The following is a 16740-nucleotide window of genomic DNA, read 5'->3' as shown; positions in this document are numbered from 1 at the left end:
ATGAACGAAGTCGAACGCGTTGCCCGCTTCATGTCCGAACACTCGCTGGTGCTGGTGACCGCCGAATCCTGCACGGCGGGCCTGATCGCCGCGACGCTGGCCGATGTGCCTGGCGCCGGAGAACTGCTCGATTGTGCATTCGTCACCTACGCCCCGCAGGCGAAGATCCGCTGCCTGGGCATCGACGCCGGACTCCTGCAGCGCTGCAATCTCACCAGCGAGGCGGTAGCGCGCGCCATGGCGCTGGGAGCGAGCCGCCTCAGCCCCGCCTCGGTCGCGATCGCCAATACGGGCGTCACCGACGATACGGCCGATGGGATTCCGCCCGGCACCCAGTGCTACGCATGGCTGTTCCGTGCCGGCGCGGCCGATGCGCGGCCTACCGTCTATACCGAGACCCGCCGGTTTTCCGGCGGCCGCAATGTTATCCGCCAGGCCAGCGCGCGCTATGCGCTGTCGCGCCTGCCGCACTACTACCAAGCCTGGCAAGCCGGCGAGCCTCCTGCTCCCGCGCAGCCAGCCAAGGAGCCCACCATGAAATCGCAATCACAGCCCTCCCCCGCCACCCGGGACGATACCCCGCGCGAAGCGCAGAAAAGCCACGGCGACGCCCAGAATCGTTCGAAAAAGGACGGCCACGCCACGCAGGTCGGCTCGGGCCAGGACCAGCAAAGCCAGCGCAACCGCGGCGCGGGCGCGCGCCGCTCATAGCGTGGCGCGCGCCGCGTCCGGCTCAGCGGGCCGCCGCCGTCTGGAAGACGCGCAGCATTTCGCGGTTGAACGCCGGGATGTCGTCCGGCTTGCGGCTGCTGACCAGCTTGCCGTCGACAACCACCTCCTGGTCGACCCAGTGGGCGCCGGCATTGCGCAGGTCGTCCTGCAGCGACGGCCAGCTCGTCAACGTGCGCCCGCGCACCAGGTCCGCCGACACCAGCAGCCACGGCCCATGGCAGATCACGGCGATCGGCTTGCCCTGCTCGTGCATGGCGCGCACGAATTCACGCGCCTTGGGGTGCATGCGGATTTCATCGGCGTTGACCACGCCGCCGGGCAACAGCACGGCGTCGAACTCGGCCGGCTGGGCCTCGGCGAAACTGAGGTCGACGTCGAACCGGTCCGCCTTGCGGTCATGGTGCATGCCTTGCACCGGTTCGCGGCGGGCCGAGATCAGCGCCGTGCGCGCGCCCTCCCGCTGCAGCGCATCGCGCGGGCCGGTCAGCTCGACCTGCTCGAAACCGTCGACCGCCAGAATCGCCACGGTCATATCTTTCAGGGAACCTTCCATAAAAACCTCCGTGTCCACAGCTTCGCAACAACCTGACGCGCAGCAACCTCCATACCCGGCGCCCAGCGACGCCGGCCTGGTCTATGTAGACGACCGCCGGCCGGGCTACAGCCGGCGCCGCGGCCGCACGGGCAAATTCCACTACTTCGACACGCGCGGACGGCGCATCGTCGACCGGGACGTGATCCGGCGCATCGACGCGCTGGCCATTCCGCCCGCCTATACGGATGTCTGGATATGCCCGCGGGCGAACGGGCACCTGCAGGCCACCGGCCGCGACGCCCGGGGCCGTAAACAATACCGCTACCACCCCGACTGGACCGCACTGCGCGATGCCGGCAAATACGACCAATTGGCAGAGTTCGCGGCCTGCCTGCCGCGCATCCGCAAGCAGGTCGAGCGCGACATGGCGCGCCCCGCGCTGTCGCAGGAAAAGGTCCTGGCCGTGCTGGTGCGCCTGCTCGAGATCACCCTGATACGCATCGGCACGCGCGAGTACGCGCGCGCCAACGGCTCGTACGGATTGACCACGTTGAAACGGCGCCACACAGCAGTGGCCGGCGACAAGCTGCGGCTGCGCTTCACCGGCAAGAGCGGCGTGGCGCATGACGTGACCGTGACGGACGCGCGCATCGCGCGTACGGTCAAGCGCTGCCTGGACCTGCCCGGCCAGGAACTGTTCCACTACCGCGACGCCGACGGCGAACCGCGCGCGATCCGCTCGGAACTGGTCAATGCCTATCTGAAGCAGGCGGGCGGCGGCGCCTTCACCGCCAAGCACTATCGCACCTGGGCCGGCTCCGTCATGGCGTTCGCGCTGCTGCAGCGACAGCCGGCCGCCAGCGAAACCGAAGCCAGGCGCGTCATCGTCGAGGTCGTCAAGCAGGTCGCGCGGCGCCTGAGCAACACGCCGGCAGTATGCCGCCGCTGCTATATCCATCCGGCCATCCTGGCGGCCTACCAGGAAGCGCGCCTGCCGCCGCGCGGCGCGGCGCCCGCCGGCCCGCGCGGGCTCAACGCCGACGAACGGCGCCTGTGGCATTTCCTGCGCGCCGGCTGACGGGGCGCGGCGGCCGGGCTACAGCAAATGCGTGCGCGTATTCTTGGCGTGCGGGCGCGGCTTGGAGCCGTCGGCCCAGTTCGAGTCGTCGCGATTGTCGCGCACGGGACGGCTGTCCTTGGCGGCCTCGTCCGGCGTACTGGCGTCCGGCCTGGGCGGCTGGCGCGGCACATCCACGGGATCGCGCGGCGGCAGGATCTTGCCGCCTTCCGGGGCGTCGGCGCGATGGGCCGCTTGCCGCGCCGGGGCGGGTCTGGCGGGTTTGCGTGTCGTCATGGGATTCTCCTGACCATATGTGCATGGTAGTACGCCGGCACGCCGCGAAATGCGACCTTGTCGCGCATTTTGCAAGCAGAGATGCCATCGCGGCGAGGCGGGCCCGGAAATTGCTGGCGAGCCGGCAGATCACGCGCCGCGCGGCTCCCGGCCGGCGGCCCGCAAGGAGCAAACATGCCGCGTACAGTCTGGAAAGGCGCCATCACCTTCGGCCTGGTACATGTTCCCGTGGTGGTATATGCCGCCGCGCGCTCGGGACGCTTGGACTTCGACTGGATCGACCGGCGCGACAATGCGCCGGTAGGCTACCAGCGCATCAACAAGCGCACCGGCAAGGCCATCGATGCGGAATACATCGTCAAGGGTTACGAATACGAAAAAGGCGAATATGTCTTCATGAACGACGAGGACTTCCGCCAGGCCAACACGGCCGCGACGCAGACGGTCGATGTGCTGGACTTCGTCGAGGCGGCCGAGGTGCCGCTGTACTACTTCGACACGCCCTACTACCTGGCGCCGGACCGGCGCGGCGAGAAAGGCTATGTCTTGCTGCGCGAAGTGCTGCGCAAAAGCGGCCGGCTGGGGCTGGCCCAGGTAGTGCTGCACACGCGGCAGTACCTGGCGGCCTTGCTGCCGCTGGGGGATGCGCTGATGCTCATCACCATGCGCTATGCGGACGAGATCGTCGCGGCCGACGACCTGAACCTGCCGCACGGCAAGGAGCACGCGCCCGGCGCCCGCGAAATGGAGATGGCGCTGCGCCTGGTGGACGACATGACGCAAAGCTGGGATCCCGAGCGCTACCGCGACGAATACCGCGACGACTTGCTCGCCGCCATCGACCGCAAGATCGAATCGGGCAAGACCCACGCTCTGGCCGAACCGGGCGAGGAAGCGCCGCGCGGCTCGGCCAAGGTCATCGACCTGATGTCGATGCTCAAGCAGAGCATCGAGCGCCGCGGCGGCGACGGCAAGGCCGCGCCGGCCAAGAAGACGGCCAAGAAGGCAGCCAAGCGCGCGCCGCGCAAGACCGCACGCAAGACGCCGGCCCGCAAGACGGCCGCGCGCAAGAGCAGCGCGGCCAGCAGCCGCCGCAAGGCGGCCTGACGGGGCATGGCCGTGGACCGGTCGCTGACCCGCTACCGCGACAAGCGCGATTTCAGCTCGACCGGCGAGCCGGCCGGCGCGGCGCGCGCGCGCCGGTCGCGCGACCAGCCGCTTGCCTACGTCGTGCAGCGTCACCAGGCGCGCCGCCTGCACTATGACTTCCGCCTGGAACTGGATGGTGTGCTGGTCAGCTGGGCCGTGCCCAAAGGGCCATCGCGCGATCCCGGAGTCAAGCGCCTGGCGGTGCATGTGGAGGACCACCCGCTCGAGTACGGCGGCTTCGAAGGCGACATCCCCAAGGGCCAGTACGGCGCCGGCCATGTCGATATCTGGGACAGCGGCACCTGGAAGCCCTCCGGCGATCCGGCGCGGGGCCTCGCGCGCGGTCATTTGCGCTTTGAACTGGAAGGTGGGCGGCTGCAGGGCGGCTGGGTGCTGCTGCGGATCAGCAAAGAGGAAGACCAGTGGCTGCTGCGCAAGCTCGACGACGCGCATACTGTGCCGGGCGACGATGCCGAGGCGGGCGCGCCGGCCGCCGCCGGCCGCCCGCGCAAGCGCGCCGCGCCGCGCAAGGCGGCCACGGCGCGCAAAAGCGGCGCCAGCGCCAAGGCGGCGCGCCAGTCCGGCGCCAAGACGCGGCCTCCCGGCCGCGCCGCCGCCATGCCGCGCGATCTCGCGCCGCAATTGGCCACCCTGGTCGACCGCCCGCCCAGCGGCTCCGGCTGGTCATATGAAATCAAGTACGACGGCTACCGCATCATGTGCGCGCTGCAAGGGCGCACGGCGCGCCTGGCCAGCCGCAACGCCAACGATTGGACCACCCGGATGAAGCCGTTGGCCGAGGCGCTGGGGCGCCTGGAACTCGGCGCAGGCTGGCTGGATGGCGAGGTCGTCTGCCTGGACGAGCGCGGTATCTCCGATTTCCAGGCATTGCAGAACGCGCTGGACGGCGACGGACAGGGCCTGCGTTTCGTGGCTTTCGACCTGCCCTACTGGAACGGCCGCGACCTGCGCCGCCTGCCCCTGGCCGAGCGCCAGGCCATGCTGGAGGCATTGCTGGCCGAGCTGCCCGAAGATGCGCCGCTGCTGCTGACGCAGCGCCTCGAAGTCGCCGACGACACCGAAGGGGCGGCGGCCTGGACCGAGGCCTGCCGCCTCAGCCTGGAGGGCCTGATCTGCAAGCGCCTGGACTCCGCGTATGTCGCCGGGCGGTCGAGCACCTGGCTCAAGCTCAAATGCCAGCCCCGCCAGGAATTCGTGATCGGCGGCTATACCGCGCCGGCGGGCTCGCGCTCGCACCTGGGTTCGCTGCTGCTGGGGCTGCGCCAGGGCAAGCGCCTGGACTATGCCGGACGGGTCGGCACCGGGTTCGACTCGCGCACGCTCGACATGCTGGCCCGCCGCCTGCGTCCCCTGCGCCGCGCCACCAGTCCGTTTGCGCAAGCGCCCCGCTCCGGACAGCGTTTCCACGGCGCGGCGCAGCGCGACATCACGTGGGTGCAACCGGAACTGGTGGCGGAAATACGCTATGCCGGCTGGACGCGCGATAAACTGCTGCGCCAGGCCGTGTTCCTGGGCCTGCGCGAAGACAAGCCGGCCAGCCAGGCGGGGGCCGAGATCGCCCGGCCGGTCGACCAGGTGGCGCCGCGCGCCGCCCAAGGAGACTCCGTGGCCAAGACCCGCAGCCGCCATGCCGGCGTGACCATCACCCATCCGGACCGCGTGGTCCTGCACGAGCCGGACACCACCAAGGGCGACCTGGCGCGCTACTACGAAGCCATCGGCGCCCACATGATGCCGCATCTGGAAGGCCGGCGCGTGGCGCTGCTGCGCTGTCCGGAAGGCGCCGACGCCACCTGCTTCTTCCAGAAGCACCTGAGCTCGACCCTGCCCGACGGCGTGGCGGCGGACGATACCGGCCTGATCATCGAATCAGTCGCGGGGCTGCTCGCCCTGGTGCAGTACGGCGCCATCGAATTCCACACCTGGGGCGCGCGCGCCCCACCACGACAAGGCGGACCGCATCACCCTGGACCTCGATCCGGGTCCGGGCGTATCGTGGCGCGCAGTGGTGCAAGGCGCCCGACGCGCCAAGGCCCTGCTCGAGGACGTGGGGCTGGTGCCCTTCCTGAAGACGACCGGCGGCAAAGGGCTGCATGTGGTCGCCCCGCTGCGGCCGACCCAGCCCTGGGATACGGTCAAGGCGTTCGCCCAGGCCCTGGCCACGCAGCTGGCGCGCGAGTCGCCGGCCGACTTCACCGCCAACATGTCGAAGGCGCGGCGGCGCGGCAAGATCTTCGTGGACTATCTGCGCAACGGCAATGGCGCTACCGCCGTGGCCGCGTTCGCGGTGCGCGCGCGCGCCGGCGCCCCGGTCTCCATGCCGATCGCCTGGGAAACCCTGGACGAGGACAACGACTTGCGCGGCGCGGTGTTCAACATCCGCAACGCGCTGGACACGCTGCAAGCCGGGCCCGACCCCTGGCGCGATTACGCATCGCGCCGCCGCACGCTGGGGCCGCGCATGGTGGCCAGGCTGGAACGCTGACCGGCGCCTCAGGCCTGGCGCGCCGACGCCGAGCCCGGCTGGGCCGGCTCGCGCTGCGGCGGCGTCAGGGGGTCGAAGTCCTCCCATTTGCCGTTCATCCAGCGGCCATTGGCGCGCTCGACATCCACGCCGCCCGCTTCGCGCAGCAGGGCCACTGCGCGGCCCTCCTGGTCGGGCGCGATATGGACGGCCAGCAGTACGCCCGCCTGGCGCACCTCGGGATGGACATCGCGCGCCCACGCGCCGCGCCGCAGCCGCCGGCCCTGGCCGGTGACCCACAAGGCGCCGGCCAGCGCGCCGATGTACGCGCCCACCCCGCCGGCCGCGGTGACCGCGATGGCCGAGGGATCGATCTGCCAGGCAATCACGGCGCATATCAGCGCGAACCCGATGCCCAGCGCCGCCGCGCCCACCACCGCCCCGATCGAGGCGCCGCGCGCATCGGGATCGGCCTTGCGGTCGCCTCCCACCGGATAGCGGGCGTGCTCGCCGGCGATGTTCACATAGAAGGTATGCATATCCTCGTCGCGGAAGCCGGCCCCGAACAGGCTGCGCGCGGCCGCCTCGGCCTGGTCGAAGGTCTGAAAGCGGGCTGCAACAATCAATGACATATAGCCTCCAGGGAGATCAATGCTCGACACAGGCGAGCAATTCCCGTACCCGGGGCGACACGACCCGCCGGCGCGCCAGCACGGCGGCCAGGCCCCGGCTCACGTCGCGCGCCAGGCGCAGGCGCGCGCGCGCCGTGGGCTGCAGCCGGAACTCGCGCAGCGTGGCGCGCCAGGCCATGCCGGCGGGCAGGCGCAGCCAGGCCGTCCACACGGCATTGCGGGCCAGCAACCGGCGCCGCAGCGGCGCGTCGCGGGCCGTGGACGGCCAGTGGCGGGTGCATACCGCCGGCGCGTAGACAATGCGCCAGCCGTGCTCGAGGATGTCCAATGCCAGCAGGTGTTCCTCGCCGCCGATGAGGAGCGGCGGCCAATAGCCGCCCGCGCGGCGGAAGGCCTCGGTGCGCATCACGCAAGCGCCCGCCATGAACCCCAGCAGGCCCGGCCCGACCCCGGGCTGTTCCGGCAAGGGGCTTTCCTCCATGACGCCGCAGGCCGGGTCCGGACGCCCTTGTTCGCCCACCAGGATGCGGGCGGCCAGTACGCCCATTTCCGGCGTGGCGTCCATGATCCGCACCGCCGTCTCCAGCGCGCCGGGCTCCCAGCAGGCATCGTCGTCGCAGAACGCCACATATTCGGTGCCGACCGCGCGCACGCCCAGGTTGCGGCCGGCGGCGCCCAGGTTGGCCGGCGCGCGCACCAGTTCGATGCCGGGAAATTGTTGCATCACCGCTTGCGCCGTGCCATCCGTGCTGCCGTTGTCGACCACGATGACGGGGTGCCGGCCCGGCAGGCGGGCCAGCCGCTGGAGCGTGCGCATCAACTCCTCGCGCCGGTTGTGTGTGAGCACCACCACGGACACACGGGCCGGTACGGTCACTGCTTTTCCCCTTCCGCCAATTGCAGCCGCCAGTACCGTTCCGGCGCGGCATCGTCGCCCTTGCCCGGCACCAGGCCCAGCGCCTGGAGCTGGCTGGCGTACGCCGCCACGGCGCGCGTCTTGCGGTCCGGATCGACCGGCGCCGGGCCGCTCAGCGGCGTGGCGAGCACGCGCTGCTCGCGCAGTTCCGCCAGCCGCTTTTGCACCAGGCCCGGCTTGCAGCGGTACAGCGCCTCTTCATAAGCAAGCCAGGCGGTGTCCATGACGTCGCGGAACAAGCGCCAGACCGTCAACGCCGCATCCGATGTGCGCAAGTGGTCGCGATGGAACAATCCGAGCGGCAACAGCACCACGTCGGGCGCCAGGGTGTTCAACGCGGCGGCCAGCGCGCCGGTGAGCCGGCCCGCTTCGGCACGCGGCCCGCCATACTGGTCGTCCAGCAAGTCCAGGCCCAGCCCGCGCGCGCCGAGCACCGCCATGGCGGCGCGATTCTCCTCGTGGCGCGCCAGCACCGCCTGATCGGCCCGCTCGAAGCCGCAGCGCCGGTCCCAGTCGGGCGCCGGCGTGGCGCTGCCCGGCACCGCCGAGTAGACGGTGAGCACCGTGCTGCCCGGTCGTGCCGCCAGCAAGTTGCCGCAACTGAACACGGCGTCGTCGAAATGCGGCGAAATGGCGACGACGCTACCGGACAAGTCCATGTTCCAGCCTCATTGGGCGCTCAATGCCGGCGCGCGTTCGGGCGACGCCACGGCCAGGGCCTGGAAATACTCGACCGTGCGCCGCAGCCCGACCGCCAGCGGCGTCACGGGCTGCCAGCCCAGGCGGGTGCGCGCCAACGCAATGTCGGGGCAGCGCTGCGTCGGGTCATCCTGCGGCAGCTCGCGGTATTGCAGGGGCACGTTCGAGCCGGTCAGCTCACGCACCAGCTCGGCCATGCGCCGCACCGTGATCTCGGCCGGGTTGCCCAGGTTGACCGGCTGGCTGAGCTCCGGCGGGCTTTCCATCAGCCGCACCAGCCCATCGATCAGGTCTTCCACATAGCAGAACGAACGGGTCTGGCTGCCGTCGCCATAAATGGTGAGCGGCCGGCGCGCCAGCGCCTGCACGATGAAATTGGACACCACGCGGCCGTCGTCGGCCGCCATGCGCGGGCCATAGGTGTTGAAGATGCGCGCGATCTTCACGGTCACGCCGCGACGGTGGCCGTATTCCATGAACAGCGTCTCGGCGCAGCGCTTGCCCTCGTCATAGCAGGAGCGCGGGCCGACGGGGTTGACGTGGCCCCAGTAGGCCTCGCGCTGCGGGTGCTCCAGCGGGTCGCCATAGACCTCGCTGGTGGAGGCTTGCAGGATCCGCGCGCCGGTGCGTCCCGCCAGTTCCAGCAGCTGGGTCGCGCCCTGCACGCAGGTGCGCAGCGTGGCCACGGGGTCGGCCTGGTAATGCACGGGCGAGGCCGGGCAGGCCAGGTTGTAGATGCGGTCGACCTGGATATCGTCCGGCAGCGGCTGGGCGATATCGTGCCGCAGCACGGTCAGGCGCGGATGCGCCGCCAGGGCCGCCAGGTTCTCCCGGCGGCCGGTGTGGAAATTGTCCGCGCAAATGACCTCGTTGCCTTGCAGCAACAGGCGGCGGCACAGGTGTGCCCCCAGGAAGCCGGCGCCGCCGGCCACGAGTATCCGCTGCGATGCAGTGTGGTTGTCTTTCATGTTGCCTCCGTCAACGTGGCGAACACCTGGTTCCAGTCATCGATGAACCGGTCGAGTGAAAACCGCTCCAGCGCCGTGCGCCGGCCCGCGTCGCCCCATTCACGCGCGAGCGCCGGTTCATGCAGCAGCTGGCGCATGACTTCGTGCAGGCGGCCGGGCCGCGTGTCCACATAGCCGTCGCGGCCGCTGGTGATGACGCACGGCAATTCGGTGGCGGCAAACCCCACTACCGGCACCCCGCACATCATCGCTTCGACCAGCGACAGGCCCAGGCTGGCATAGCGCACCGGGCTGAAGAAGAAGCGGTAGCGCGCCATGAAGGCGGCCACTTCCATGTTGGGAATCTCCCCCAGGCCGCCGGTTTCGGCCGACTCCATGCCGATCAGGTCCAGCGGCAGCTCGGCGGCGGCCTCGGCGTACAGGTCGGCGCCGACCCTGCGGCCGCGGCGCATGAGGTGATTGACGACCACGATGCCGCGCGCCAGCTCGCCCCGATACAGGTGGCCGGGGTCGGCGATGCCATGCTCGACCACCCACTGCGGCATGTCCGCCGCATCCCACATGACGGCGTTGTAGTGCGTCACGTGCACCAGCAGCCCATGATCGTGCCGAAAGGGATGCACCGTCTCGGCGGCCAGCGGGGCGGGCGGATTGTGCTCGATGTAGACGCATGGCAGGCGCCGTTGCGCCGGCGAGAGCAGCGCGGGCGCGTCCGCCAGGTTGTGGGTCGACTGGTACACCACGACATCGAGCGGCAGGTCGCGCACCTGCTCGGCGGGCACCGCGTGCACATTGTCGCCCCAGGGAATCTTCCTGCCCAGCGGGCCATAGCCGGGGCCGCCGCCCTCGCGCTGCGGCACGTAGAAGTCGTGCGGCGCCTGCGTCAGGGAATGAAGATAATTGCCGTGCACGTGCCAGACCAGCACGCGCAGGCGCCGCGCAGCGGCGATGTCAGGACGGGACATGTTGCGCCTCTTCGAGTTGTCGCCGGACCCGCGCCAGCACCTCGGGCACTGTCACGCCCAGCGCGCAGGGATGGCCGATCGGGCAGACCGCATGGCTGCAGGGCCGGCACGGCATGTTCATGGCAAGGACCGTGCGGCGGCGGCTGTCCAGCGGCGCCCAGCGCCGCACGTCGCTGCCCGATGCGATCACCACGCTGCAGGTGCGCACCGCGGCGGCCACATGGGACATGCCGGTATCGTTGCAAACCACCAGGCGGCAGCGCCGCACCAGCGCCGCCAGCTCGCCCAGCGACGTGCGGCCGCACAGGTTGACGGCCCGTCCGCCGCAGTCGCGCCATACGGCGCAGACCAACTCCGCCTCTTCATCGGTTCCGGTCAGCGCCACTTTCCACCCCTGCTCCGCCAGGGCCGCCGCCACTTCGGCGAAGCGCGCGGCCGGCCAGCGGCGCGACGGCAGCCGCGCGCCGGGATGCACTAGCACGGTACGGGCGGGATCCAGGCCGGCCTGCCGCAGCAGCGCCTCGGCGCCCTGCTCTTCCTGCTCGGTCAAGGGCAGTTCGAGCGAAGAATCGAACGCCGGGATCCCCAGGTAGCGCAGCAATGCCAGGTAGCGCAGCGGCTCGGGCAGCCGGTCGGGCCAGGGCATACGGCAGCCGGGCACGGCCTCGGCCTCGGTGGGCACGAAGCCGGCCCACTGGCGGGCGCCCAGGCAACGCACGATATCGTTGGAATGCTGCCCGCTGCCGTGGCACTGCAGCGCCACGTCAAAGCGGCGCCGGCGCGCCTGTTCGTAGAAGGCCGGCAAGGCCTGTTCGCGCGCCGCCTGCTCCGGAAACGCCGCGGTGCCGGGAAACTCCAGCAGCTCGTCGACATAATGGCGGTACCGCTGCACGAACCCGCGCGCCCCGGGCAGGCCGATCAGGGTGATCCAGGCCGCCGGAAAAGCCTGCCGCAAGGCCCGCAGCGCCGGCACGGCGCACAGCATGTCGCCCAGCTGCAAGGCCCGGAACACCGCTATGCGGGCCGGCCGTTCGCCGATGTCGGGGGACGCGCTCATGGAAACCTCGCGCCGTAGCGCGCCGCGCCCACCAGGCGCCAGCCGATCGACAGCAGCGGAATGGCGGCCGAGGTCAATGCCAGCTCGGCCACGTGCCACGGGGCGTGCGAGACGCCGGCCAGGCGCCGCGCGAAGAAGTAGCCCGTCAAGGCCAGCCAGATGCCGCCCAGCACGGCCGCGGCGATCCAGTAGCCGGCCGCGGCCGCCGCCAGCGCCGCAACCAGGGACAGCGCCACGGACAGGTAGAACCAGGGCGGTCCCTGCCGCACCCGGGCGCGGTAGAGCCGCGGGTACTTGCGATACAGCAATACGTCGAACATGACCTTCTTCTGCATCCCCAGGCCGGCCGCGAACGGCGCCGGCCGCAAGGGATGCAGCACCCGCGCCGCCGGCGCCCGCACCACTTCCATGCCACGTTCCAGCAAGGCGAAGAACAGGTCCGAATCTTCGCGCCACGCCATTGTGTAGCGCTGGTCGAAGCCGCCCACCTCTTCCAGCGCGCCGCGCCGCACGAAGCAATTGGCGGTGATGAACTCGCTGCGGGTCAGGCCCGCGGCGTCCCGCTCATAGTCGGTCGGGATCTCCGGGATCGGCATGTCGGTGCGGCCGGCCGCCGCCTGGATGCCGGGCCGCAGCGCCAGCACGCCCTGGCCGAGCCAGTCGGGATCGGCGATCGTGTCGTCGTCGGTGAAGGCAATGATCCGGCCGCGCGCATGGCGCCACCCCAGGTTGCGCGCCGCCGCCGGGCCGCGGGTGCCCGTGGCGGCCAGGTAGCGCAAGGCTGGCGCGCCGCCGGCGGCGGCGGCCAGCTCGCGCACCTGGCGGCGCGTCTGCGGGCTGTCCGCGTCGTCACAGACGATGATTTCGTAGGCATCGGCCGGGAAGTCCTGGGCCAGCAAGGCCTGCAGGCAGCGCTCCAGCAACTGCGGGCGCCGGTACGTGGGCACCACCACCGACACGAGGATCGGCTCTGCCTGCGTGCTCATCGGGGTTTCTCCAGCAAGTACGAGCCGATGACCAGGGCGCCCAGCGGCGACGTCCAGAAGCACTCCACCGCGTCGCGCGGCGAGCACACCACCGGTTCGCCGCGCGTGTTGAACGAGGTATTGACCAGCACCGGCACGCCGGTGCGCCGTTCGAATGCCGCCAGCAAGTCGTGATAGCGCGCGTTCTGGTCGCGGCGCACGGTCTGCACGCGCGCCGTGCCGTCGATGTGGCGCACGGCCGGGATCTGCGCCGCGCGATGCGGCAGCACGTCATAGACGAACAGCATGAACGGGGCGCACAGCGGCTGTTCGCCGCGCGCATCGAACCATTCATGGGCGCGGTCCTCCAGCACGACCGGCGCCACCGGCCGGAAATCCTCGCGGTCCTTGAGGCCGTTGAGGCGGGCCTGCATGCCGCTGTCCAGCGGCGAGGCGAGGATGGAGCGCGCGCCCAGCGCGCGCGGCCCGAACTCCATGCGGCCCTGGAACCAGCCGAGGATCTTCTCCTGGGCCAGCAACTCGGCCGCCTCTTCGGCCACGTCGTCGAGCTTGCGGAACGCCAGCCTGGAACGGTACAAGAAGCGCTCGATCTCCTCATCGTCGTAGGCGGGCCCGAGATAGGCGTGCTCCATGGCCCAGCGCCGCGGCCCGCCGCGCCGCTGGTGGTCCACGTGCAGCGCGGCCCCCAGCGAGGTGCCGGAATCGCCCGCGGCGGGCTGCACCCAGACGCTGTCGAACGGCCCATCCCGGCTCAGGCGCGCATTCATGACGCAATTGAGGGCCACCCCGCCCGCCATGCAGAGATTGGCCGCGCCGGTCTCGCGATGCAGCCATCCGGCCATGTGCAAGGCGGTCTCCTCCAGCACGTGCTGCAGGGAACTGGCCAGGTTCTTGTGGCGCGTCTCGAACGGCGCGCCGCGCTTGCGCGCGGGACCGAAACGCTGCTCCAGCCGCGCCGGCTCCAGGCGGTAGCCGCCCTGCTCTTCCAGCCGCACGATCTCGCGGAACTGGCGCAGGTACTCCGGCTGCCCGAACGAGGCCAGCGCCATCACCTTGTATTCGTCCGAGGAATGCAGGAAGCCCAGGTAGCGGGTCACCTCCTCGTACAGCAGCCCGAGCGAATGCGGCAGCTCGATCTGCTTCAGGCGGGTATAGCGGCCGTCGCGGAACAGGCCGAAACTGGTGCTGGTGCGCTCGCCCCGGCCGTCCAGCGTCAGCACCGCCGATTCCTCGCACGGCGCGGCCAGGAAGGCGCTGGCTTCGTGGCTCAGGTGGTGGTCCAGGAAGGTCCAGCGCGACAGGATATGATCCAGCGTGAGGCCTTCGAAACGGGCCTTCAGGTGGTGGGGCGCGCCGTCCAGCAACTGGCGCGGCGCGTTGAGCACGTACGAGGTGAACAAGGGGTCCCAGGGCGAGCCCTCGTGGGGCCGCGCCGTCGCGCGCGACGGCTCGAGCGGCAGGACGATGTGGCCGTCGGCCTGGGGCGGGTCCGGCAGCAGCGCCGGGTCGAAGGCATAGACCAACTGGTCGACGTCTCTCAAGGCAATGCCGGCTTCGGCCAGGCAGTAGTCGATGGCGTGATACGGCAATTGCCATGTCGAGAACGGCACCGGGCGCTTGCCATGCTTGATGCGGGTGAACCGCTCTTCTTCCGCCGCCGCCAGCACCACGCCATCGCGCACCAGCGTGGCCGAGCAGTCGTGAAAAGCGGCATTGATTCCCAACGAGTACATAGTCGTTTCCTCTTCTTCCGGTTTGCGCTCAGGTGGCCAACGGGGCAACGGGCGCTGGCGCGGGCGCCGGATGCGCCAGCAGTTCGCGCGCGGCGGCCGCCACCCGCGCCGGCTCGACCTTGGCCAGGCAGGCGTGGTGGCCTTGCGGGCAGATGCTGCGGTAGCAGTACTTGCACGGTACGTCGTGGTACAGCACCCGGCTCGGCGTCTGCCAGGGCGTGTGCTGCGGATTGGTCAGCGCATACAGGTCGACCACCGGCACCCCCAGCGCGGCGGCGATATGCGCCGGCCCGCTGTTGTTGCAGATCAGCACCGCGGCGCCTTCGATGGCCGCCGCCAGCTCGCCCAGCGACAGTTCCCCGCACAGGTCGACCAGGCCCGGCGCGCTGCGCCGCCGCGCGGCCAGCGCGCCGCCCAGCCCGCGCTCGGCCGCCGTGCCCAGCAGCACGATGCGGCGCCCCTCGCCGCGCAAGGCGGCCACGGTCTCGGCGAACTGCTCCTCGGGATAGCGGCGCGAAGCGGCGCTGGCGCCGCTATGCACCGCGATCCACCCATCCGGCTCGGTGACGCCGCGCTCATGCAGGCGCTGGCGCAGCGCGGCGCGGTCGACGTCTCTTACCCGCCAGGACAGCGAGGTGTCGGCCGCGCGCGCGCCGACCGCGGCCACCAGGTCGAGTTGCCGTTGCACTTCGTGCCGCACGCCGGATTCGGGCTCGCGTTCGCGCACCCAGTCGGTGAGCAGCCGATAGGGATTCTCGCGGCAATGCGCCAGGGTGCGCGGAATGCCCGCCAGGTGGCACAACATCGCGGCCGGCAGCGGGCTCTGGCTGTAGACCGTGAAAATGACCGCGGCATCCGCCCGCAGCTGGCGCAGGCGCGCGGGCAGTTCCAGGTCCTGGCTATTGCCGTGCGCGTCGTTCTTGACCCAGGCGGCGTCGTAGCGCAGCACCTCGTCCACCTCCGGCAGGAACGGCGCCGCCTGCCCGCCGGCCGAGCTGGCCAGCAATGTCAAGCGCGGCCGTCCCGGCAGCGCCTTGAGGGCGCGCATCGCGGGTGTCGTCATCAGCACATCGCCCAGGTTGTCCAGGCGCACGCAGACGATGTGACGGGCGCTCTTCCAGGCCGTGGCGGCATCGTCTCTCATGCGGCCTCCCGCTGCACGCCGCGCATGGCGTCGACCACATGCCGCGCCGCCTGCCCCAGCCCCCCCCCGGCCCGGGCCGTCGGCGTGCGCCAGGGGCCCGGCCGCCATTGGGTTTCGCTGCCCACGTCGAGCAGCAACGTGCGGCAGCCGGCCCGATTGCCGGCCTCGACGTCATCGAGGATGTCGCCGATGAACCAGGAAGTCGCCAGGTCGATGCCCTGCTGCCGGGCCGCGCGCAGCAGCAGGCCGGGCCGCGGCTTGCGGCACGCGCAGGCCCGCGCGTAGCCCGGCACGCAGCCTTCGGGATGGTGCGGGCACCAATAAAAGCCCGCGAGGCGGGCGCCCGCGGCCCGGAACATGGCGGCCAGGCGCTGTTCCACGCCGGCCAGCGCGGCGCAATCGAAATAGCCCAGCGCCACGCCGGGCTGGTTGCTGATCACGATCAGCGGCAGGCCCGTCGCGCCCAGGCGCAGCAGGCCGTCGAATGCCGTCGGCGCATAGCTCATGCGCGCCGGATCGACGTTGTAGGGCTCGTCGGCCAGGACCGTGCCGTCCTTGTCGAGAAAGACCGCGGGCGTCAGGGCCATGAGGTTTCCTTCATGGGCAGGACCATGACCTCCGGCACTACCGTCTCGGCCGGCTGGGTCAGGACGAAGCGCACGGCGCGCGCCACGTTCTCCGGGTCCTGCAGGCAGCTCGTGTCGATATCGGGGAACCGGTCCAGCAGGAACGGGGTGCGCATGCCGCCGGCGATCACCGCGCTCACCTTCAGGCCCATGCCGCGCAGCTCCGCGTGCAGCGCGTGCGACAAGCCCATCAGCCCCCATTTGGATGCGTGATAGGCGCTGGCATTGGGCCAGGCGCGCCGCGCGGCGGTCGACGCGATGTTGACGATGTGCCCGCCCGGCGCCAGGCGGCTCTTGGCCAGCTTGGCCATCAGGAACGGGCCGGTCAGGTTGGTGCGCAGCACGCGCTCCCAGGCGGCCACGTCCAGCTCGTCGATCGGCGCGGTCACGTCTATGCCCGCGTTGTTGACCACCGCGTCGAGCTTGCCATAATGCTGCACGGTTGCATCGAGCGCGGCCGTCACCTGGGCCTGGTCGCCCACATCCATGACGACCGCGCGCGCGGCCGCGCCGCCCTCTGCCAGCCGGCGCGCCACCTGGTGCGCGCGCGACTCGTCCAGGTCCGCCACCATGACGCTGGCGCCCTCGGCCGCCAGCATGCCGCAAATGGCGGCGCCCAGGCCGCTGCCCCCGCCCGTGACCAGGACTGCTCGCCCGGCCAGCGTTTCGTTTTCCATCATCGTCGTTGCTCCGTAGTACCGAGGAACGGCGGGCGCCGCGCGCCCGCCGGGATCGAAAGCGGCGCCGCGCGGCGCCGCG

16 protein-coding genes and 1 pseudogene are annotated in these 16740 nt (G+C 70.9%); 4 read left to right on the top strand and 13 right to left on the bottom strand.

Annotation, left to right across the window (positions count from 1 at the left end):
* Complete coding sequence (locus CAL24_RS11270) at window positions 1-711, top strand: nicotinamide-nucleotide amidohydrolase family protein (RefSeq protein WP_081760483.1); 711 nt, start codon at window positions 1-3, stop codon at window positions 709-711.
* Between the two features lie 22 nt (window positions 712-733).
* Here CAL24_RS11270 and CAL24_RS11265 read toward each other — a convergent pair whose 3' ends face one another.
* Entirely contained in the window at window positions 734-1285 is a 552-nt protein-coding gene (locus CAL24_RS11265) for a type 1 glutamine amidotransferase domain-containing protein (protein ID WP_028356128.1), read from the bottom strand.
* A gap of 10 nt (window positions 1286-1295) precedes the next feature.
* Between CAL24_RS11265 and CAL24_RS11260 the strand changes: the two genes are divergently transcribed.
* On the top strand, window positions 1296-2345 hold the full coding sequence (locus CAL24_RS11260) for a DNA topoisomerase IB (RefSeq protein ID WP_051439567.1): 1050 nt from the start codon (window positions 1296-1298) through the stop codon (window positions 2343-2345).
* A gap of 18 nt (window positions 2346-2363) precedes the next feature.
* Here CAL24_RS11260 and CAL24_RS11255 read toward each other — a convergent pair whose 3' ends face one another.
* Window positions 2364-2621 (bottom strand): hypothetical protein, encoded by a 258-nt coding sequence (locus tag CAL24_RS11255; protein WP_094806746.1) that lies wholly within the window; start codon window positions 2619-2621, stop codon window positions 2364-2366.
* Window positions 2622-2795: 174 nt separating this feature from the next.
* Between CAL24_RS11255 and CAL24_RS11250 the strand changes: the two genes are divergently transcribed.
* Window positions 2796-3728: a Ku protein gene (locus tag CAL24_RS11250; RefSeq protein WP_094806745.1), complete on the top strand. Its 933-nt coding sequence runs from the start codon at window positions 2796-2798 to the stop codon at window positions 3726-3728.
* Window positions 3729-3740: 12 nt separating this feature from the next.
* A pseudogene (ligD, locus tag CAL24_RS11245) lies at window positions 3741-6276 on the top strand (DNA ligase D); the annotation flags it as partial.
* An 8-nt stretch (window positions 6277-6284) separates the two neighbouring features.
* Here ligD and CAL24_RS11240 read toward each other — a convergent pair.
* Genes CAL24_RS11240 through CAL24_RS11190 form a run of 11 tightly spaced genes read right to left on the bottom strand, consistent with a single transcriptional unit; the run spans window position 6285 to window position 16661 of the window.
* Complete coding sequence (locus CAL24_RS11240; RefSeq protein WP_094806744.1) at window positions 6285-6887, bottom strand: hypothetical protein; 603 nt, start codon at window positions 6885-6887, stop codon at window positions 6285-6287.
* A gap of 16 nt (window positions 6888-6903) precedes the next feature.
* Window positions 6904-7740: a glycosyltransferase family 2 protein gene (locus CAL24_RS11235; RefSeq protein WP_432759294.1), complete on the bottom strand. Its 837-nt coding sequence runs from the start codon at window positions 7738-7740 to the stop codon at window positions 6904-6906.
* A gap of 20 nt (window positions 7741-7760) precedes the next feature.
* Window positions 7761-8462 (bottom strand): PIG-L deacetylase family protein, encoded by a 702-nt coding sequence (locus CAL24_RS11230; protein ID WP_028356134.1) that lies wholly within the window; start codon window positions 8460-8462, stop codon window positions 7761-7763.
* A gap of 9 nt (window positions 8463-8471) precedes the next feature.
* Window positions 8472-9470 carry a UDP-glucuronic acid decarboxylase family protein gene (locus tag CAL24_RS11225; protein WP_094806743.1) on the bottom strand — a complete coding sequence of 333 codons (999 nt, stop codon included), beginning with the start codon at window positions 9468-9470 and terminating at the stop codon, window positions 8472-8474.
* The gene (locus CAL24_RS11220; RefSeq protein WP_094806742.1) at window positions 9467-10435 is read right to left on the bottom strand and encodes a glycosyltransferase; all 969 of its coding nucleotides are present in this window, start codon (window positions 10433-10435) and stop codon (window positions 9467-9469) included. The genes CAL24_RS11225 and CAL24_RS11220 overlap by 4 nt, the downstream gene beginning before the upstream one ends.
* Window positions 10422-11492 carry a glycosyltransferase family 9 protein gene (locus CAL24_RS11215; RefSeq protein WP_094806741.1) on the bottom strand — a complete coding sequence of 357 codons (1071 nt, stop codon included), beginning with the start codon at window positions 11490-11492 and terminating at the stop codon, window positions 10422-10424. Before CAL24_RS11215 ends, CAL24_RS11220 begins: the two co-directional genes overlap by 14 nt.
* On the bottom strand, window positions 11489-12478 hold the full coding sequence (locus CAL24_RS11210; RefSeq protein ID WP_094806740.1) for a glycosyltransferase family 2 protein: 990 nt from the start codon (window positions 12476-12478) through the stop codon (window positions 11489-11491). The genes CAL24_RS11215 and CAL24_RS11210 overlap by 4 nt, the downstream gene beginning before the upstream one ends.
* Window positions 12475-14211, bottom strand: coding sequence for a carbamoyltransferase family protein (locus CAL24_RS11205; protein ID WP_094806739.1), 1737 nt, complete (start codon window positions 14209-14211; stop codon window positions 12475-12477). The genes CAL24_RS11210 and CAL24_RS11205 overlap by 4 nt, the downstream gene beginning before the upstream one ends.
* 28 nt (window positions 14212-14239) lie before the next feature.
* On the bottom strand, window positions 14240-15355 hold the full coding sequence (locus tag CAL24_RS11200) for a glycosyltransferase family 9 protein (RefSeq protein ID WP_094806738.1): 1116 nt from the start codon (window positions 15353-15355) through the stop codon (window positions 14240-14242).
* On the bottom strand, window positions 15352-15942 hold the full coding sequence (locus CAL24_RS11195) for a D-glycero-alpha-D-manno-heptose-1,7-bisphosphate 7-phosphatase (protein WP_094806737.1): 591 nt from the start codon (window positions 15940-15942) through the stop codon (window positions 15352-15354). Before CAL24_RS11195 ends, CAL24_RS11200 begins: the two co-directional genes overlap by 4 nt.
* The gene (locus CAL24_RS11190) at window positions 15933-16661 is read right to left on the bottom strand and encodes an SDR family oxidoreductase (RefSeq protein WP_028356140.1); all 729 of its coding nucleotides are present in this window, start codon (window positions 16659-16661) and stop codon (window positions 15933-15935) included. The genes CAL24_RS11195 and CAL24_RS11190 overlap by 10 nt, the downstream gene beginning before the upstream one ends.
* Window positions 16662-16740: the final 79 nt, after the last annotated feature.

Source organism: Bordetella genomosp. 2, from assembly GCF_002261345.1.
Classification (GTDB): Bacteria; Pseudomonadota; Gammaproteobacteria; order Burkholderiales; family Burkholderiaceae_B; genus Bordetella_A.
This window is presented reverse-complemented; position numbering and strand designations above follow the sequence as displayed.